Genomic DNA, 18487 nt, shown 5'->3' on the forward strand with positions numbered 1-18487 from the left:
AGTGCGGACCAAGGTCCGCACCCACCGGGTGCTCAACGGTCAACGGGTGCCGTACAGCACCACGGTCTTGCCGCGTGCATGCAGCAGGCCGTCGGTCTGCAGCTTCTTCAGCACGCGGCCGGCCATCTCGCGCGAGCAGCCGACCAGGCGCGCCAGTTCCTGGCGCGAGACGCGCAGCTGGCTGCCCTGCGGATGGCTCATCGCCTCCGGCTCCTGCGCCAGGTCGTGCAGGGTGCGCACGATCCGGTCGGTAACGTCCAGGAACGCCAGGCGGCTGGCCTTGCGGCTGGTGTCGAGCAGGCGCTTGGAGATCTGCTGGCCCAGCGCATACAGCAGGCGCGGGGCGTCGGCCGACAGCGGGCCGAGGAACAGCTGGTGCAGGCGTTCGTAGCTGATTTCGGCCAGTTCACAGGCGGTACGGGTCCGCAGGATCACCTCGCGGCGGTCCGATTCGACGAACAGGCCCATCTCGCCCACGAACTCGCCGGCACCGAAGTAGCCCAGCACAAGCTCGCGATCGTCATCTTCCTCGGCCATGATCGAGACCGAGCCGCTGATGACGTAATACAGGGTTCCCGCCGGGTCACCGGGTCGGAAGACGTCGGTACGGGTGGGATATCGCCGCCTGTGGCTGTGCGCCAGGAAGCGATCGATGGTGGCGATATCCAGGGCCAGTGGACTGCTAGCTAGGCGCACGGTTGACACGATAGGGGCGCTCCCTCTGCGCATGAACGGATTCACGGGGTCGATAGCGGAGCTTAACCAGCGCAATTGTTAAGGGCAAACAGTGTGCCAGAACTCTTGCGTCTTCACGTTCCCCCCGGGGGCAGTTTGCCCCATAATTCCCCCTTTCCCTTCTTACACAGGAATCGACCGCCGTGGTCAAGCCGTTGCCTCGCCTGAGGCTGCAGGGTTTCAACAACCTCACCAAGGCGCTGAGCTTCAACATCTATGACGTGTGTTACGCGCGCACCGAAGAGGAGCGTCAGCGTTACATTGAATACATCGATGAAGAGTACAACGCCGACAGGCTGACTCAAATCTTGACCGATGTCGCCGAGATCATCGGCGCCAACATCCTGAACGTGGCCCGCCAGGACTACGACCCGCAGGGTGCCTCGGTGACCATCCTGATCTCCGAAGAGCCGGTGATCGACAAGAAGCAGGCCGGCAAGGAGCTGATCTCCGACGCCGTGGTCGCGCACATGGACAAGAGCCACATCACCGTCCATACCTACCCGGAAACCCATCCGCAGGAAGGTATCGCGACGTTCCGCGCGGACATCGACGTGGCCACCTGTGGCGTCATTTCCCCGCTGAAGGCCCTGAACTACCTGATCGAAAGCCTTGAGTCGGACATCGTGATCATGGATTACCGCGTCCGTGGCTTCACCCGCGATGTGAAGGGCAAGAAGCACTACATCGACCACAAGATCAACTCGATCCAGAACTTCCTGGCCAAGAACATCAAGTCGCGCTACGAGATGTTCGACGTCAACGTCTACCAGGAAAACATCTTCCACACCAAGATGCACCTGAAGGACTTCGACCTGGACCAGTACCTGTTCGAGGAAAAGGCCAAGAACCTGTCGTTCAAGGAACGCATGAAGATCGAAGCGCTGCTCAAGCGCGAGATCGAAGAGCTGTTCCACGGCCGCAACCTGTCCGAGTAAGCCCCATGCGCGATGCCCGCAGGCATCGCCACCCAGGCGGGACGACCCGCCCTGTGGAGCCCCTGTACCGCGCAAGCGTCATGGCTCCACGGTGATGTACCGACCCACGGCCCGGTGTGAAAACACCGGGCCGTTTCGTTTTTTCAAAAAAGGTAAGGAGCCCCCACCCATGCCCTGGATCTACCTGCTGCTGGCCGGCCTGTTCGAGATCGGTTTCGCCCTTGGAATGAAGTACTCCGAAGGCTTCAGTAAACCCCTGCCCACCGCTGCCACGGTGGTGTCCGCCCTGATCAGCCTGTACCTGATGAGCCAGGCGATGAAGAGCATCCCGGTCGGCACGGCCTACGCGATCTGGACCGGTATCGGCGCCATGGGCGTGGCGGTGCTGGGCATCTACCTGTTCAACGACAGCGCATCGCCGGCCCGCCTGGCCTGCGTCGGCCTGATCGTGGCCGGCGTGATCGGCCTGAAGCTGGTCTCGCCCAATTAATCGGTAGTGCCGGCCGCTGGCCGGCAACCCGGTAGGCACCGCCGAAGATCAGGAGGTTGCCGGCCAGCGGCCGGCACTACCTGGGGCTTACAGCCGGTAAGCGATGGTCTTCATCACCCTGGAGGCCAGCGCCATCGCCCCCGGAATCGGGAACGGCAGGCGGCGGGCGCCGGCCTGTTCGGCGTGTTCCGCATGGCGGGCCTCGTCGTCCTTCATCACCTGGATGACGGCGCGGCTGCGCAGGTCACCTGCCGGCAGGTCGACCAGGTGCTCGTCCAGATGGGCCTCCACCTGGCGCTCGGTTTCGACCACGAAGCCCAGGTTCCAGCCGTCACCGCGCAGCCCGGCCAGGGTGCCGATGGTGTAGCTGCCGGCGTACCACAGCGGGTTGAACAGGCTGGGACGGCTGTCGAGCTCGCCCAGCCGGGTGGCGCACCAGGCCAGGTGGTCGGTCTCTTCCTGGGCGGCTTCCAGCAGGTGTTCACGCGTGGCCGGGTCGCGGGCCACCGCCGCCTGGCCGAAATACAGGCCCTGCGCGCAGACCTCGCCGACGTGGTTGATCCGCATCAGGCCCGCCGCGTGGCGGCGCTCGGTGCTGTCCATGCCCGGCTCGTCGGTGTCCGCGGCCGGGTAGGGGCGGGCCGCCGGCGGGTTGCCGAACACCGTGTCCAGGGCGCGCTGCGCCTCGGTCAGCAGGTGGTCCAGCGGGGTGGTCTGGCGGAGTGCGGTCATGGCGGTACGGGTGGGGCGGGGAGGGCCCGATTCTCGCCCGGCCCTGCCGCCCTGCCAACCCGGGGACGGGGGCGACTTGCGCCAGGCGGGCAGGGTGCGTACAATCCCGCCTCTTACGCTTCACCTTTTCACAACGCGTGGCAGAGTTCCGGCGAGCCTTTCGCCGCAATGAGCCCGACCTAACCTAGAGTTCTTCATGAGCACTTTCACTGCCAAGAACGAGACCGTCCAGCGCGACTGGTACCTCGTCGACGCCGAGGGCAAGACCCTGGGCCGTCTCGCCACCGAGCTGGCCCGCCGTCTGCGTGGCAAGCACAAGCCGGTCTATACCCCGCACGTTGATACCGGCGACTACCTGGTCGTCATCAATGCAGAAAAGATTGCCGTCACCGGCAAGAAGCTGCAGGACAAGATGTATCACCGTTTCACCGGTTACATCGGCAACCTGAAGACCGAATCCCTGGCCCAGGCGCTGGAGCGCCACCCGGAGCGCGTGATCGAGATCGCCGTGAAGGGCATGCTGCCGAAGGGCCCGCTGGGTCGCCAGATGTACCGCAAGCTCAAGGTCTACGCCGGCACTGAGCATCCGCACGCCGCACAGCAGCCGCAGGTTCTGGATATCTAATCATGGCTATCACTCAAAACTACGGCACTGGCCGCCGCAAGTCCTCCACCGCTCGCGTGTTCCTGCGCAAGGGTTCGGGCAACATCACCGTCAATGGCCGTCCGCTGGACGAGTTCTTCGGTCGTGAGACCGCGCGCATGATCGTGCGCCAGCCGCTCGAGCTGACCAAGAACACCGAAAGCTTCGACATCCTGGTCACCGCCGCTGGCGGCGGCACCACCGGCCAGGCCGGTGCGATCCGTCTGGGCATCGCCCGTGCTCTGGTCGAGTACGACGAGACCCTGAAGTCCGAGCTGCGCAAGGCCGGTTTCATGACCCGTGACGCCCGTGAAGTCGAGCGTAAGAAGGTCGGTCTGCACAAGGCCCGCCGCGCCACCCAGTTCTCCAAGCGCTGATCCGCTGCGCCTGGTTGGGCTCCCTCGGGAGCCCGCTGGTTGGAAAGCAAAAGCCCGGCTTCGGCCGGGCTTTTGTCGTTTCGGAGTCATGCATTTCCAGGTTGCCGGCCAGCGGCCGGCACTACCCATGGTTTCGAAGGATCCGACCCCGAGGTTCTCTCTGGGGAGGAGCCCCCTTGTTGTTCAAGGGGGCGCGCCGACAGGCGCGGGGATAAGGTGGAATGCGCGACCAAATTAAAAGCAAAAGGCCAGATCTTTCGATCTGGCCTTTTGCTTTTAATTTGGCTGCCCCGGATGGATTCGAACCACCGAATGCCTGAGTCAGAGTCAGGTGCCTTACCGCTTGGCGACGGGGCAAAACGTGCAACTATTTTCTCACTTTTCACACTGGAAAACAACTTGATTTTCAGTGTGGTGGCTATGGGTGGACTCGAACCACCGACCCCAGCATTATGAGTGCTGTGCTCTAACCGGCTGAGCTACATAGCCTTGGTGAGCCCGCTATTCTGCGGATGTGTATCGCCCCTGTCAACACTTTTGTATCGTGCTTGTGGGGCGGCAGAGGGCATGGGATAGTCCCGGCCAGTAGATTTTTTAGGAGTCCGCATCGTGATCGATCCGGACGGCTATCGACCGAACGTCGGCATCGTGCTGATGCGGCAGGATGGTCAGGTGTTCTGGGCACGACGGGTGCGCCGGGACGGCTGGCAGTTCCCGCAGGGTGGCATGAACACCGACGAGACGCCTGTCGAGGCCATGTATCGTGAACTGCAGGAAGAGACCGGCCTGCTGCCTGAGCATGTGGAAGTGCTCGGGGCGACACCCGGCTGGCTGCGCTACAAGCTGCCGGCGCGGGCCATCCGCCGCAACGAGCGGCAGGTCTGCATCGGCCAGAAGCAGGTCTGGTTCCTGCTGCGCCTGACCGGCGACGAATCCCATGTGAAGCTGGACCACACCGATTCGCCCGAGTTCGACCATTGGCGTTGGGTGGACTTCTGGTACCCGGTGGAGCATGTGGTGATGTTCAAGCGCGGCGTCTATGCGCGCGCCCTGCGTCACCTTGCGCCGTTGGCGCGTGGCGTGGCCGGGAAGGGCGTCACCGCCATGCCCAAGAGCGCCGCCGAGGCCTGGATGCCAGGCCATACGGCCGGGCACGAGCGACCCCGCAAGCGCCCGCGGACCCGGGGCTATTGGCCCAAGAAGGCACAGGGCGACGGCCCGGCCAGCTGACGGGCTGAACGGTATCGAGAATGGTTCAGGTCTCTGATTGACAACCATTCTCGTTTCCATTGGAATAGCCAACAGGCCGCTTCTGGCCTGTCAGCCCGGTTCCCGCCTGTGTACGTCTGCATCTGCAACGGAGTCACCGACCACCAGATCCGCGAAGCCGCCGGCAATGGCGTCAGCACGGTGGCCGAACTGACCATGCGTACCGGCTGTGGTGCCACCTGCGGTTCCTGCCTGGACATGGCCGGCGAGCTGCTGGCCAAGGCACGCGCCACCCACGATCTGCCGCTGCCGGTATTGGGCCTGGCCCAGGTCGCCTGACCGTTTCTTTCGCGGCGCGTTGACGCCGCGCTTTCGCATCCTTCACTGCTGGCCGCACAGGCCAATGCGCACGATTCGCGTTCCTTCACGAGGCTGCGCAAGGCGCTAAAGTGCCTGCGTTTTCAGCGTGCAGGAGCATCCCCATGAAGGGCGACACCAAGGTCATCGAATTCCTCAACAAGGTCCTCTACAACGAGCTGACCGCGATCAACCAGTACTTCCTGCACGCCAAGATGCTGAAGAACTGGGGCATCAGGGAACTGGCCGAACACGAGTACAAGGAATCGATCGACGAGATGAAGCATGCCGACATGCTCGCCGACCGCATCCTGTTCCTCGAAGGCCTGCCGAACTTCCAGGCGCTGGGCAAGCTGCGCATCGGCGAGAACCCGACCGAGATCCTGCAGTGCGACCTGTCGCTGGAACGCGACGGCGTGGTCACCCTGCGCGAGGCCGTGGCCTATTCCGATTCGGTTGGCGACTACGTCAGCCGCCAGCTGTTCGTGAAGATCCTCGACTCGGAAGAAGAGCACATCGACTGGCTGGAAACCCAGCTGGACCTGATCGAGCGCATCGGCGAGCCGAAGTACCTGCTGAGCAAGCTGGAAGAGTGACGTAGCGTCGAGCTTGCTCGACGCTAGCGATGCTGTGCCAGGTAACCCGTCAGCGCCACGCGCGCGCGGGCGAATTCGGCCACCAGCAGCGCCACTGCCACGGCAGGGCGCTGCAGGCTGTCGCTGCGGGCTTCATGCTCGATCCGCTGCGCGACCGCAGACAGCGACAACGCGCCGACGTTCGCACTCGATGACTTGAGGCTGTGTGCGATCGCCTGCATGCGCGGCGCGTCGCCATTATGCGCGGCCTGCTGCAGTTGCTGCACCATTGCCGGGGCATCGTCCAGGAACACCGAGACGATCTGGCTGGCGCTCTCGCCGATCACCGCGTGCAGTTCGTCCAGTACATCGCGATCCAGCACCGGTTGCGGCGCCGCCTGGCGCTTCGTACCTGGCAGGGCCGCGCCATGCTCGGCCGGCAGGATTCGACCGATGGCAGGCGCATCGCCGCCGAGCAGGTTCGACGCGGCCGCATTGCCCGGGCGCTGCCCCCAGCGCTTCAACAGCGCATGCAGCGTGGCGCGTGCGATCGGCTTGGACAGGTAGTCGTCCATGCCGGCCTGCAGGCAGCGTTCGCGGTCACCGGCCATCGCATTGGCCGTCATCGCGATGATCGGCAGCCGCAGCCGCCCGGATGCGGTTTCCTCGGCGCGCCAATGACGGGTGGCGGCGTAGCCATCCAGCACCGGCATCTGGCAGTCCATCAGCACCACGTCCACGCCACCTTCGCGCAGGGCGAGCAATGCCTGCTCGCCATCGGCGGCGCTGCGCACCTCGCACTGGAACACGCGCAGCAGCTGCTCGGCCACCATCCGGTTGACCGAGTTGTCTTCCACCAGCAGCACGCGCAGGTGCAACGGCGGCAACGTCGGCGCGGGCATTCCGTCTTCAGCATTGGCCAGCAATGCGGCGGGTCGCGCGTGCGCGACCGGCACCGCCAGCAGCGCATGCAGGGCGGCATCATCGAAACGTGCGGGCAGCCGCTGCTGCCGCGGGCGCGCCGCAACGGCGTCGTCCTGCAGCCACAGCACCTGCAGCGCATCTTCTTCGCCACGTTCGGCCAGGGCCTGCTGCAGCGTGGCTTCACCTGCACGGCGTGCATGCGCATCGACCAGCAGCCAGGCCGGCGCCGGCTGCCCGGGGCGTGGCGGCGCGCGCAGGCGCTCGACCACGGCACCGGGCTGTACCAGCACCTGCACCTGCAGCCCATGGTGGGCGGCGATGCGCTCGACGCGTGCCTGCAGGATCGCATCGGTGCTGTACAGCAGCAGTGGCGCGGGTGGACGTGCCATGGCTGGCAGGTCGCCGGGTACTTTCAGCAGCGGGATCTCGAACCAGAACGTGGCGCCCTGGCCGGGCGTGGACTGCACGCCGATGCGGCCCTGCATCAGGTCGATGATGCGCTTGCAGATGGCCAGGCCCAGGCCGGTACCCCCGTAGAGGCGGGTGGTGGAGGCGTCGGCCTGGCTGAAGGACTGGAACAGCCGCGCCTGCAGCACCTCGTCGATGCCGATGCCGGTGTCGATGATCTCGAAGCGCAGCTGGTGCTGCGCCGCGCCTTCTCCCAACCGCTGTACGCGCAGCAGCACCTGGCCGCGTGCTGTGAACTTGATCGCGTTGGCCAGCAGGTTGCTCAGCACCTGGCGCAGGCGTACCGGGTCGCCGCGTACCGGCAGGCGCACCGCCGGGTCCAGCTGCAGCGCCAGCGACAGGCCCTTGGCGTCGGCGGCACGCTGCATCAGCTGCACCACGCCATCGAGCAGGTCACGCAGGTTGAAGCTGGTGATCTCCAGTTCCAGCGCCTGCGCTTCCAGCCGTGAATAGTCGAGGATGTCGTCGACGATGCGCAGCAGCTGCTGTGAACTGGCCGAGGCGGTGGCCAGCATCTGCCGCTGGTCTTCGCCGAGCGGTCCACGCGCGATCAGCTCCAGCATCGGCAGGATGCCATTGAGCGGGGTGCGGATCTCGTGGCTCATCGTGGCCAGGAACTCGCCCTTGGCCAGCACCGCGGCCTCGGCGGCCTGCTTGGCCTGCAGCAGCTGCTGTTCCAGTTGGCCCTGGCGTTCGGTGGTACGGCGCAGCTGGTCGCGTTCGGCGGCCAGAGCGCTGTGCCCGCGCTGCAGCTGGGCCAGCGCAAGATTGCGCGCGCGCAGGCGCAGGCCCAACAGCAGCAGTGTGATGGCGGCCGCACCAAGGGCTACCAGCAGCACGCCCCACAGCGGCACGTCAGAGCACCGCGTTGTGGAAGTCGAAGTTCAGGTCGCTGCCGGCCGACTGCACCATGTTGCCCTGGATGTAGTCGACGCCGCCCACCCACATCGCGGCCGCCGCCTGCGGGTCTTCGATCTGCTGGCCGATGATCTGCAGCCCGGCCGCATGCGCCTGTTCGATTGCCCTGCGCAGTTCCTCGCGGGTGGCAGGGTTGGCGTGGCTGCTGGAGAAGCGTGCCGCCATGCGCACGAACGACAACGGAAGGTGGGTCAGCAACGCATCGGCCTCCCCACCCGGTTCGAACTGGCTGAGGCAGAAACGCACGCCGGCATCGGCCATGCGCTGGCAGAACTGCAGCAGCGGCACGGTGTGGATCAGCGCATCGGGCAGGCGCACATCGATGACCAGCGCGCTGCCGGGCAGGTCGCGCTGGTGCAGCGATTCCAGCAGCCAGTCGGCGAAGGCATCGCGCTGCAGGGTACGCAGCGACTGCGAGACGAACAGGTTCAGCGGCTGGGTCGCGTGCCGGTACAGGTCCAGCAGGCCCAGCGCATGGTCCATCACCTGCTGGTCGAGGTCGGCGATGCGCCCGGCGGCTTCCGCTGCCGGAATCACCTGGCCGGCAGCCAGCACCGTGCCATCGGCCTGGCGCAGGCGCAGCAGCAGCTGGTACTGCGCGGTGTTGCCGCCGGCGACGGCGACGATCGGCTGGTAGGCCAGCTCCAGCTGGCCCTCCAGCAGCGCCAGGTGCTCCTGTTCGCTGATCGCCTCGCGGTGTACGTGGCCGGCCACGCCGGCGCTCAGCAGGCGCGCCTGCAGGGTGGTGCGTTCGACGGCTTCCAGGGCACTGTTGGCGTCGTCGAAACCTGAGGACAGCGGGGCATAGCCGACCACGCCGCGCAGGTGCACGGATTCGTCATCGCGGATCACGAACGCGCGCGCCGACAGCTGTTCGCGCAGGGCCGCGGCGATGCCTTCCAGGCTGTCTTCATCGGCGGTGCGCGCCAGCAGCAGGAAGCTGTTGTCGTTCAGGCGTGCCAGCAGGTGCGGATGGCCGGCCTCGGCCAGGCGCTGGCCGGCCTGCACCATCAGGCGTTCGAAGGCGGCATAGCCATAGCGCTCGCGCAGGCCCAGCGCGCTGGAGACTTCGACGAACAACACGCCACCCGGGTCGCGGTGGGCAAGCGCGGCGTTGAGCTGCTGCAATACGTGGTGTCGTGTCGGCAGGCCGGTTTCCGGATTGCTGGTGGCCGGGGCACCGGAGGCTCCTGGCAGGGTCGCGGCCTGCGCACGCGCGCGCCGGATGCGGTTGGCCACGGCGGCGATCAGGTGGCGCGGGCGGATCGGCTTGCTCAGGTAGTCATCGGCGCCGCTGTCGAGCACTTCGAACTGGCGCTCCGGGTCCGGGTCGCCGCTGAGGAATACGATCGGCAGCAGCTGCAGGCCGGGTTGCTGGCGGATCAGCGCGGTCAGGCGCATGCCGTCCAGCCCGGGCAGGTGCAGGTCCATCAGGATCAGGTCCGGGCGGTGGTCCTTGATCGCCTGCAGCGCGCCGTCGGCATCGCTGTGCACGATCGCCTGCATGCCGGCACCGTGCAGCACGCTCTGCGCGAACAGGGCCTGGGCGCGATCGTCCTCGACGATCAGCACGCGATAGGGCGAATCGGACGCCGGCGGCGCCTGGTCGTTGTTGCCGGCTTCTGCCAGCGCTGAAGGGCCGGGAAGCGGTGGCGGCGCGCTGTTGATCGATGGCGCATCGGCCGTGCCGCCCTGTGCCGTGACCGCTGCCGGTGCGGCGGGAGCGTGGGTGACCGCCTCGACGGCCCAGCGTTGCCAATGATCGGCCGGAGGGGTTTCAGCGCGTCCCGGGCGGGCGCCCGCGGGGGATTCGATTGCGGCCATCGGTGCTCCTGGTGTTCGCCTTCATTATGCGGCAAGCCCGGCGATCAACCGGTGCCGGGCTGCCGCGGGCTGTCCGTCGCCGCGCCGCGTGCCAGCCAACGCACGCCTTTCCACAAGGTGCGCCAGACCAGCCAGACCAGCAGCGCGCCAGCGAGGCTGCAGGCCAGCACCACCACCAGCGCGATCCAGGGATGGGCCAGGGCCAGCGCCAGGCCGCCGATCACCACGGTGTCTTCGGCGGCGGAGGCGACCCAGTTGCTGGCCGGTTCCGGTGAGGTATTGAGCAGGGCGCGGGTGCCCGCCTTCAGGCCATGGCTGGCCAGCGCGACACCGGCACCGGCGGCGAGTGCGCCGGTCCCCAGCTGGCCGTCCGGCGACAACGTGGCGGCGGCAAGGAAGGCGCCGGCGGGCACGCGTGCCAGGGTCTGCACCAGATCCCACACCGAGTCCACGCCGGGGATCTTGTCGGCGAAGAATTCGGTCACTGCCAGCGCCGCCGAGGTGCCCAGCACCCACCACGATTCGGTGGCCTGCAGCGCGGGTGGCAGGTCGACCCAGCCGAGCAGGCCGGCCAGGCCGACGCCGAACACGGTGAGATAGACGCGGATGCCGGCCAACCAGGCCAGCAGGATGCCGATCACGAACAGGTGGGCTTCGGTCATGGCGATGCTCCGGCGACGGAACTGTGCGGGGGGCCTCACTATCGACGATGGCGTGCCTGAACGCCACAGACCGCGGCCGGCCACTGCGCAGGAAACCCACCCGTCCTGTCATACACTAGCCCGTCGTTTGCCACAGGGGCCGTACCGGTGTCGCCCTCGCGATGCCCCGGAAACCACCCATGAACAACCGTCCTCCCATGCGCGTGCAGGTGCGCCTGCCCGGCGCGCCGCAACCGCCGGTCGATCGTCGCCGGCTGCTGGTGCTCGGCGGCATCTGGCTGCTCAGCCTGGTGCTGGCGGTGCTCGGCGGCTGCTGGATGGCCACCCCGCGCGATGCGCAGGGCCAGCGCCTGCAGGCCGCCGAGAAACATGCCGAGACGCTGCAGGCGCAGCTGACCGAGCTGCGCCAGAAGCAGGCCACGCTGGAAGCCTCCGATCGCATCAGCCGCGCTGCGAACACCGAGGTGCAGTCCTCGCTGGCCGAGCGCGATGAGGAGATCGCTGGCCTGCGCGCCGACGTCGCCTTCTATGAGCGCCTGGTCGGCTCAACCAGCCAGCGCAAGGGCCTGAACACCCATTCGATCGAGTTCAGCCCGGAAGCGGCCGGCACCTGGCAGTACACCGCCGTGCTGACCCAGAACCTCAACCGCGGTGCCATCAGCCAGGGGCAGATGCGTTTCACCGTGGAAGGCGTGAAGAACGGCAAGCTGGCCACGATCAGCTGGGATGATCTGCACCAGCGCAGCAAGGTACCGGGACAGGATTACTCGTTCCGGTACTTCCAGCAGATCACCGGCAGCGTGATGCTGCCGGCTGACTTCACCCCGCAACGCGTGCGGGTGACATTGGGGAGTGGTACGGGGGGTACCACCCAGGTATTCGACTGGAAACAGGCCGGCGCGCCGGCCAGCAAAGGGGAGTAGGCAGATGTTCGGAAACAGCAAATCCAACCGTGATGGCCAGCTGGTGGTGGATGCCCTGATCGGCAACCAGGTGGTGATCCGCGGTGATGTGGAATTCAGTGGTGGCCTGTACGTGGAAGGCCGCATCCACGGCAAGGTGATTGCCGCCGAAGGCGCCAGTGGTGCCACCCTGACGGTCGCCGAGCATGGCGTGATCGAGGGTGAGATCCGTGCCCAGGTGGTGGTCATCAGCGGCCGCCTGGACGGCGACGTGCACGCCACCGAGAAGGTCGAACTGACCCCGAGCGCGCGGGTCAATGGCAATGTCCATTACCAGGTGGTGGAGATGAATGCGGGCGCCCAGCTGAACGGCCGCCTGATCCATGCCAGCGCCCCGATGGCGGCCCTGCCGGCCCCGGAGGCCGACGACGCCGATGCAGGCAAGGGCGACACCGCCGCGCGTCGCAAGCTGGCCGAGGCGATGGCTTGAAAGCCATCCTCGGCACCCCCATGCTGACGGCATGAGCACGCTAGTCTCCCTGCCCGGCGCCACCCCGGCCGCCGCGCCCGATTACCAGTCGCTGGAGCGACCGCTGAATTTCACCGAGTCGGCGGCCGCCAAGGTCAGATCCCTGATCCAGGAAGAGGGCAACCCCGACCTGGCCCTGCGCGTGTATATCGAAGGTGGCGGCTGTTCGGGCTTCCAGTACGGGTTCGAGTTCGACGAGAACCGTGCCGAGGACGATCTGGCGGTACAGACCAGCGGCGTGACCCTGCTGGTCGATCCGCTGAGCCTGCAGTACCTGATGGGTGCCGAGGTGGACTACACCGAAAGCCTGACCGGTGCCCAGTTCGTGATCCGCAACCCGAACGCGAAGACCACCTGCGGCTGCGGCAGCAGTTTCAGCATGTAGGCGGGGCGCGGGGCCCGCCCCCCGCGCGACAAGGTGTGTGGAGCAGGCTCCACACCCACAGACGGCTTCGGCAAAGCCCGCGGCTTGCCACCCGCATCGATTGGCGGCACGCTTGCCGGATGCCCAATACTTCTTCGCCGCTTTCCGGTTTCGCCTTCGTGGGCGAACCGCTGGAGCGCGCCGATGCCCTGCGCGACGATGCCGATGCACTGGCGCGCCTGTGGCCGGGCGCGCGCATCCTCGTGCTTGATCAGGACGGCAGCGCCTTCACCGGCGATGACGATCAGCCACTGGCGCTGACCGGCGCCGACATCGGCGGCGGTCCCGGTGCCGCGATCTTCCTCGGCCTGCGCGAAGACCAGGCGTGGTTCTCGGTTGAAGCCGCCAGCGTGACCATCACCGCACCACGCCGCCTCGACCTGCGCCAGGCCGCGCTGCTGTGGTCGATGGCCGATGCGACCGCCTTCAGCTATGCCCGCGGCATGTCCTACTGGCACTCGCGTACCCGCTTCTGCGGCGTGTGCGGCGGTGCCGTGGCGTTCGCCCGTGGCGGCTTCGTCGGCCGCTGCGCGCAGTGCTCCACCGAGCATTACCCGCGGGTGGATCCGGCGGTGATCGTGGCGGTGGAGAACCAGGGCCGGCTGTTGCTCGGGCGGCAGTCGAACTGGGCGCCGCGCCGCTACTCGGTGCTGGCCGGCTTCGTCGAACCGGGCGAGACCTTCGAGCAGACCGTGGTGCGCGAGGTGCACGAGGAGAGCAAGGTGCGGGTGACCGCCTGCCAGTACCTCGGCTCGCAGCCCTGGCCGTTCCCGGGGGCGCTGATGATCGGTTTCCGTGCGCAGGCGCAGGATGATCTGCCGACCGTGGACGGTGAACTGGAAGATGCGCGCTGGTTCAGTGCCGACGAGGTGGGCGCGGCGCTGGCACGCGATGTCGAGGACGATGGCCAGGGCATCCGCGTGTCGCCGCCGATCTCGATTTCGCGGGGCCTGATCGAGCACTGGTACCGCCAGCAGAAGGGCTGAAGCGGGCCAGGCGCGGCGGCTGTATTGCCGCCACCTGAACACGGCCCGGGTTAGAGTCCGGTTCACCGCTGAGGGCGCCGCTGCGACAGGTAAGGTAGCGGCGCGAGCGTTCTGTTTCGTAGGGAGACCCGCCATGTTCACCACTCTGGCTGCCGTGCTGGTGGCGCTGGCCCTGGGCCATGTCGCCCCGGCCGCTGCTGCCTCGCTGCGCCGTTTCGACGGCTTCCGGCGCTGGCTGGGTTGGCTGGATGCCCGGGGTGGCAAGGCCTGGCAGAGCCCCGCAGGCGTGGCCCTGGCCCTGCTGCCGCCGCTGCTGCTGATGGCCCTGCTGGCCTGGCTGCTGCGCGGGGTGCTGTTCGGCCTGCCGTCACTGCTGCTGGGCGTGGTGGTGCTGGCATGGTGCTGGGGACCGCGCGACCTGGACCGCGATATCGAAGCGATCATCGACGCTGACGATGCCGCGACGCGGCAGGCGGCGGTGCGCAACCTGCAGGCGGCCGGTGGCAGCCTGCGCGAGGACGTGCCGTCGCTGGTCGAAGCAACGGTGCTCAATGCGTTGCGGCGCTGGTTTGCGGTGTTGTTCTGGTTCCTGCTGCTGGGGCCGGCCGGTGCGCTGGGTTACCGGCTGCTGGCGCTGATGGCCGAAAGCCCGATGCGCGCCCGCGTGCCGGTGGAACCGCTGGCGCTGGCGCAGCGCCTGCTGGGTTGGATCGAATGGCCGGTGGCGCAGCTGATGGCGTTCTCGATGGCGCTGGTGGGCAACTTCGATACGGCGTGGAAGGCCTGGCGCCAGGCCCATGGCGAGCGCCTGGCCGGGAACATCGGCTTCCTGGGAGCGGTGGCGCGTGCCAGCGTCAATGCCGAGCTGCGCGAGGATGCGCACGACTACACCGAGGCGGGGCTGCTGCCGGTGTGGCAACGGCTGCCGGACCTGCGCGATGCGATGAGCCTGGTGTGGCGGATGCTGCTGCTGTGGCTGGCGATCCTCGCCCTGCTGGTGATTGCAGGCTGGGTGACGTAGTGGCTTTTGCAGGGCTTGCAGCCCTGCACCTGCAGAAGCAACAGCAACGGCAGCTCTGGATTGCTGAGGGTTGGGCGGGGCGGTGTGGGGCTGCAGGACACGCCGTAAACCCCCAGACCGGCCCAGCCGCTGGCGGCTGTGCGTTCGGGCGCTTGCGAAGCAGTGCTTCGCAAGCAAAGCGCCCTCACCCCTGGGGGCTCGATGGCGCCATCCATGTCGCCATCGGTCCTGCAGCCCCACACCGCCCCACCCCCGACAGATTCCGGCGGCTGTTGGTAGGTGTCGACCTTGGTCGACACGGTAGATCCACGCCATGCGTGGATGCAGAGCGAAGCGATCCGCTTCCGCTTTTGATTTTTTTCTTTTCCGTGGTGGACGCACACGGAAACTGTCCGTGGCCGGGTGGGATGGGTTTGCGGGGGTGTCCGCGGCATGGATGCCGCGGCCAAGCCTCCATGGACGGATTCACGGCGTCCACCGCAAACCCATCCCGCCCGGCCAACCCCAAGGCTTCTGCTTTGAAACGCCGCCCACCACGAGGGGCTGCGCCGTTGGCTGGAAACCTAGATCGGTGCCAGCGCGGTGAACGGCGCCCACGGCAGGTTGCGCAGCAGCGCATACCCGGGCAGCACCCAGAGCCAGAACACGGGATTGGCCAGCACCCGCATCAGCGGGTCGAGCACGCGCGGGCGGATGCCGGCGATGTTCAGCAGCATCAGCAGCAGGAACGGCAGGCTGATGACCAGCAATGGGTTCATCGCCATCGCGCCCGGAAGGTCGAAATGGACCAGCGAATACAGGCAGCGCGTGCTGCCACAGCCCGGGCAGTACAGGCCGGTCAGCGCGTACAGCGGGCAGCTCGGCAAGGGATTGCCGGCAACATACGGATTGACGTTGCGCAGCACCACCGTGGCACCCAAGGCCAGGCCGGCGGAGACCAGCAGCGGCGCCCAGCGGGCGAGTCGGGAACGGGCGGGTAGCGCGGACATGCAACAACGGATCCGGCGCAGGCGCCGGATCCGTCCAGGCGTATCAGTAGCCGCTGTTGCTCATCGCGCCCATGCCGCCGAGCACAACGAAGAACAGCACGTACAGCACGACCACCACGACCCAGGCAATGGCCGACCAGATGGCCCACTTCTTGGCCTTGGCGGCCGAATCCTGGGCGCCAGCGATGTCGCCCGCAGCCAGCTTGCCGTTGACCTGTGCGGCGTAGACGATCGAGACGATGCCGGCCGGCAGACAGCAGAACAGGGTGGTCAGGATGGCCCAGACCAGGTTGTTCGGGACCTGCGGAGTAGCGGTGTTCATGGGTTCAAGCTCCTTGATGGGTGGTGGTTGTGAATCATTGGTCGGAAAGAGCGCCCAGTACGGCCAAGCCGCCGAACAGCCCGAACCACAACAGCAACAGGACCGGCAGGGTCACGGCCGAAGCCACCGCCCACCAGCCCGCCTTGCGCGACGCGCTATACGCCCCCGGCAGGTCGCCGGCCGCGCGGCGGCCATCGACCTGGGAAGCGTAGACGATCGACACCACGCCCAACGGCAGGCAGCAGAACAGCGTCGTCAGGATCGCCCAGACCAGATGGTTGGGGATGTAGACCGGACGGCTGAGCGGTGGTGGTTGATTCAAAGCGAGACTCCATTCCTTGGTGGCCGGCCACGATGCATTGGCCGGGCCTCCCCCCTGTGGGTGCGTAATCTACCGCAACCGGCGTTGCATGTATGCGTTTACATGCACGGCATGACGTGTTCTCCACTGGACGGTGGCGTATGCGGGGAGGTCGCCGGGCCAGCCTGGCGGGCCGGCGACGTCAGGCGTGATCCCCGCGCAGGGCGCGCACCTGGGCTTCCAGCGCAGGGGCGTCGGTGCTGCGGCCGTCCACGGCCGGTGCCGCCACGACCTCGATGGTGGCGCGGAAGCGGCGCGGCACGCGCATGCGCCCGAGGCGGCTGTCGCGGCGGCTCCACATGCTCGACCACATGCCACGCAGCGCCATCGGCACCACCGGCACCGGCCGCCGTTCGAGGATCTTCTCGACGCCGGACTTGAACGGCGCCATGGTGCCGTCGCTGGTCAGTGCGCCTTCCGGGAAGATGCAGACCAGCTCGCCCTCGGCCAGCGCGGCATCGATCTCGTCGAACGCGCGCTGCATCAATGCCGGATCTTCGCGCGCACCGGCGATCGGGATGGCCTTGGCGGTGCGGAAGATCCAGCGCATCACCGGGATGTTGAAGATCCTGTAGTACATGACGAAGCGCACCGGGCGCGGGATCGTCGCCGACAGGATCAGCGCGTCCATGTAGCTGACATGGTTGCAGACCAGCAGCGCAGCACCCTCGTCGGGCACATTGGCCTCGATGCCGTGCGGGCGCAGCCGGTACAGGGTGCGCACCATCACCCAGCTGAGGAAACGCATCAGGAATTCGGGGACGATGGTGAAGATGTAGATCGCCACCAGCGCATTGGCGATGGCCAGCGCCAGGAACTGCTGCGGAATGGTCCAGTGCAGCAGCTTGTGCGCGGCCAGTGACAGCAGGGCGGCGGCCACGATGAAGCCGGAGTTCTGGATATTCAGCGCGGCGAACACGCGTGACATCTGTGCCTTCGGCGTGCGGCTCTGGATCAGCGCGAACAGCGGCACCACGAAGATGCCGGTGAACAGGCCGATGCCGACCAGGTCGATGACGATGCGGAGACTGCCGGGCTGCTGCAGGAAGGTGCCGACGGTCAGCCCGTGCACGGTGGCCTCGCCGCTGCGGGCGAAGTACAGGTCAAGCAGGAACGCGGTCATGCCGAACGCACCCAGCGGCACCAGGCCGATTTCCACCGTGCGTGCCGACAGCTTTTCGCACAGCAGTGAGCCGACGCCGGTGCCGACCGAGAACAGGGCGAGCGCGAAGATGTACAGGGTCGGCTCGCCGCCCAGGTTGGTCACCGCGTAGGCCGGCAGCTGCGAGGTCAGCACGGTACCGACGAACCAGAACCAGGACACGCCCAGGATCGCGTTGCGCACCGCCTTCTGCTGGCGCGCCATGCGCAGCACCGCCAGCGATTCCGGCAGCGGATTCCAGTTGATCTTCAGGTTCGGGTCGCCGGCGTCGACCTTGGGAATCAGCCGCGCGGCGATGTTGCCGCAGATGGCCAGGCCGATGATCGCGCACGCCGCCACCACCGTGCCGTGGCTGCCGGCCACGGTGAACACCAGGCCGCCGACGATCATGCCGGACAGGATCGACATCGATGTGCCCATCTCGACCAGGCCGTTGCCACCGGTCAGTTCTTCGGGCCTGAGCACCGACGGCAGCACCGAGTACTTCACCGGGCCGAACAGGGTCGACTGCATGCCGGTGCAGAACAGTGCGATCAGCAGCACCGGCAGGCTCTGGGTCAGGAAGCCGGTGGCGGCCAGCGACATGATCACGATCTCCATGGTGGTGGTGATCACGATCAGCCGCGATTTTTCCAGCTTGTCGGCAATCTGCCCGGCCAGTGCCGAGAACAGGAAGTACGGCAGGATGAAGATGGCCGGTGCCAGCGTGGCGTACAGCCCCAGTTCTTCCTCCGGCACGGCCATGAACAGCAGCATGCTGATGATCGCCTGCCGGTAGACGTTGTCATTGAATGCACCGAGCGCCTGGACCACGAAGAACGGCAGGAAACGGCGCTGGCGCAGCAGGGCGAACTGGTTGTGACCGGACATGGAGCCTCCTTGACCGGCGCAGCCTAGCATTCCTGCCTATCCGCCGGGACCATGGCCGGATGCATCCAC

Annotated in this window: 21 protein-coding genes and 2 tRNA genes; 12 read left to right on the forward strand and 11 right to left on the reverse strand. The window is 66.9% G+C overall.

All coding sequences use genetic code 11. The annotated features are described in order from the left end of the window. Positions 1–39: 39 nt before the first annotated feature. A complete protein-coding gene (gene crp / locus AC5P7U_RS04630; RefSeq protein ID WP_010482649.1) occupies positions 40–729 on the reverse strand; it encodes a cAMP-activated global transcriptional regulator CRP in 690 nt (229 codons plus the stop codon). A gap of 149 nt (positions 730–878) precedes the next feature. On the opposite strand from crp, the gene speD reads away from it, so the two are divergent. Beyond that, positions 879–1673, forward strand: coding sequence for an adenosylmethionine decarboxylase (speD, locus tag AC5P7U_RS04635; RefSeq protein WP_006473908.1), 795 nt, complete (start codon positions 879–881; stop codon positions 1671–1673). Between the two features lie 169 nt (positions 1674–1842). Then, positions 1843–2163: a DMT family transporter gene (locus AC5P7U_RS04640; protein WP_005411314.1), complete on the forward strand. Its 321-nt coding sequence runs from the start codon at positions 1843–1845 to the stop codon at positions 2161–2163. 87 nt (positions 2164–2250) lie between these two features. Here the strand turns inward: AC5P7U_RS04640 and coq7 are convergent, their stop codons facing one another. Beyond that, positions 2251–2895, reverse strand: a complete 645-nt coding sequence (gene coq7, locus AC5P7U_RS04645; RefSeq protein WP_053509146.1) for a 2-polyprenyl-3-methyl-6-methoxy-1,4-benzoquinone monooxygenase — start codon at positions 2893–2895, stop codon at positions 2251–2253. Positions 2896–3091: 196 nt separating this feature from the next. Here coq7 and rplM point away from each other — a divergent pair, with 196 nt between their 5' ends. Continuing rightward, positions 3092–3520 carry a 50S ribosomal protein L13 gene (rplM, locus tag AC5P7U_RS04650; RefSeq protein WP_005414692.1) on the forward strand — a complete coding sequence of 143 codons (429 nt, stop codon included), beginning with the start codon at positions 3092–3094 and terminating at the stop codon, positions 3518–3520. Positions 3521–3522: 2 nt separating this feature from the next. Further along, entirely contained in the window at positions 3523–3915 is a 393-nt protein-coding gene (gene rpsI, locus AC5P7U_RS04655) for a 30S ribosomal protein S9 (protein WP_005411311.1), read from the forward strand. Between the two features lie 282 nt (positions 3916–4197). Here the strand turns inward: rpsI and AC5P7U_RS04660 are convergent. Both AC5P7U_RS04660 and AC5P7U_RS04665 read right to left on the reverse strand, forming a co-directional pair. Further along, a tRNA-Gln gene (locus AC5P7U_RS04660) sits at positions 4198–4272 on the reverse strand. Between the two features lie 55 nt (positions 4273–4327). After that, positions 4328–4404 (reverse strand) — tRNA-Met (locus tag AC5P7U_RS04665). Positions 4405–4524: 120 nt separating this feature from the next. Between AC5P7U_RS04665 and AC5P7U_RS04670 the strand changes: the two genes are divergently transcribed. The 3 genes from AC5P7U_RS04670 to bfr all read left to right on the forward strand — a co-directional run bounded on the left by AC5P7U_RS04670 (position 4525) and on the right by bfr (position 6077). Beyond that, the gene (locus tag AC5P7U_RS04670; RefSeq protein WP_006473777.1) at positions 4525–5145 is read left to right on the forward strand and encodes an RNA pyrophosphohydrolase; all 621 of its coding nucleotides are present in this window, start codon (positions 4525–4527) and stop codon (positions 5143–5145) included. A gap of 108 nt (positions 5146–5253) precedes the next feature. Next, the gene (locus AC5P7U_RS04675) at positions 5254–5463 is read left to right on the forward strand and encodes a (2Fe-2S)-binding protein (RefSeq protein ID WP_006473776.1); all 210 of its coding nucleotides are present in this window, start codon (positions 5254–5256) and stop codon (positions 5461–5463) included. A gap of 143 nt (positions 5464–5606) precedes the next feature. Then, the gene (bfr, locus tag AC5P7U_RS04680) at positions 5607–6077 is read left to right on the forward strand and encodes a bacterioferritin (RefSeq protein WP_006473774.1); all 471 of its coding nucleotides are present in this window, start codon (positions 5607–5609) and stop codon (positions 6075–6077) included. A gap of 23 nt (positions 6078–6100) precedes the next feature. Here the strand turns inward: bfr and AC5P7U_RS04685 are convergent, their stop codons facing one another. The 3 genes from AC5P7U_RS04685 to AC5P7U_RS04695 are packed head-to-tail and all read right to left on the reverse strand — an operon-like array spanning position 6101 to position 10852. Next, a complete protein-coding gene (locus AC5P7U_RS04685) occupies positions 6101–8302 on the reverse strand; it encodes an ATP-binding protein (protein WP_308309337.1) in 2202 nt (733 codons plus the stop codon). 1 nt (position 8303) lies between these two features. Then, entirely contained in the window at positions 8304–10190 is a 1887-nt protein-coding gene (locus tag AC5P7U_RS04690) for an EAL domain-containing protein (protein WP_197563488.1), read from the reverse strand. Positions 10191–10234: 44 nt separating this feature from the next. Continuing rightward, entirely contained in the window at positions 10235–10852 is a 618-nt protein-coding gene (locus AC5P7U_RS04695) for a DUF4126 domain-containing protein (RefSeq protein WP_008268141.1), read from the reverse strand. Between the two features lie 179 nt (positions 10853–11031). Between AC5P7U_RS04695 and AC5P7U_RS04700 the strand changes: the two genes are divergently transcribed. The 5 genes from AC5P7U_RS04700 (at position 11032) to ampE (ending at position 14714) form a co-directional block, all read left to right on the forward strand. Further along, complete coding sequence (locus AC5P7U_RS04700; RefSeq protein WP_049456220.1) at positions 11032–11775, forward strand: DUF6776 family protein; 744 nt, start codon at positions 11032–11034, stop codon at positions 11773–11775. A gap of 4 nt (positions 11776–11779) precedes the next feature. After that, positions 11780–12244: a bactofilin family protein gene (locus AC5P7U_RS04705; RefSeq protein ID WP_006473689.1), complete on the forward strand. Its 465-nt coding sequence runs from the start codon at positions 11780–11782 to the stop codon at positions 12242–12244. 31 nt (positions 12245–12275) lie between these two features. Next, positions 12276–12668, forward strand: coding sequence for an iron-sulfur cluster insertion protein ErpA (gene erpA / locus AC5P7U_RS04710; RefSeq protein ID WP_049456218.1), 393 nt, complete (start codon positions 12276–12278; stop codon positions 12666–12668). A 119-nt stretch (positions 12669–12787) separates the two neighbouring features. Continuing rightward, positions 12788–13693 (forward strand): NAD(+) diphosphatase, encoded by a 906-nt coding sequence (gene nudC, locus AC5P7U_RS04715; RefSeq protein WP_006473685.1) that lies wholly within the window; start codon positions 12788–12790, stop codon positions 13691–13693. Between the two features lie 133 nt (positions 13694–13826). Further along, entirely contained in the window at positions 13827–14714 is an 888-nt protein-coding gene (ampE, locus tag AC5P7U_RS04720; protein WP_006473684.1) for a regulatory signaling modulator protein AmpE, read from the forward strand. Between the two features lie 563 nt (positions 14715–15277). Here the strand turns inward: ampE and AC5P7U_RS04725 are convergent. The 4 genes from AC5P7U_RS04725 to AC5P7U_RS04740 form a co-directional block, all read right to left on the reverse strand. Continuing rightward, positions 15278–15703 (reverse strand): DUF2752 domain-containing protein, encoded by a 426-nt coding sequence (locus AC5P7U_RS04725; RefSeq protein WP_495220824.1) that lies wholly within the window; start codon positions 15701–15703, stop codon positions 15278–15280. Positions 15704–15746: 43 nt separating this feature from the next. After that, on the reverse strand, positions 15747–16025 hold the full coding sequence (locus AC5P7U_RS04730) for a CD225/dispanin family protein (protein WP_006473644.1): 279 nt from the start codon (positions 16023–16025) through the stop codon (positions 15747–15749). Positions 16026–16059: 34 nt separating this feature from the next. After that, positions 16060–16347, reverse strand: a complete 288-nt coding sequence (locus AC5P7U_RS04735) for a CD225/dispanin family protein (RefSeq protein WP_008265497.1) — start codon at positions 16345–16347, stop codon at positions 16060–16062. Between the two features lie 181 nt (positions 16348–16528). After that, entirely contained in the window at positions 16529–18418 is a 1890-nt protein-coding gene (locus AC5P7U_RS04740) for an MFS transporter (RefSeq protein WP_312561137.1), read from the reverse strand. Positions 18419–18487: the final 69 nt, after the last annotated feature.

Source organism: Stenotrophomonas sp. YJH_SMC_57 (genome assembly GCF_059369755.1).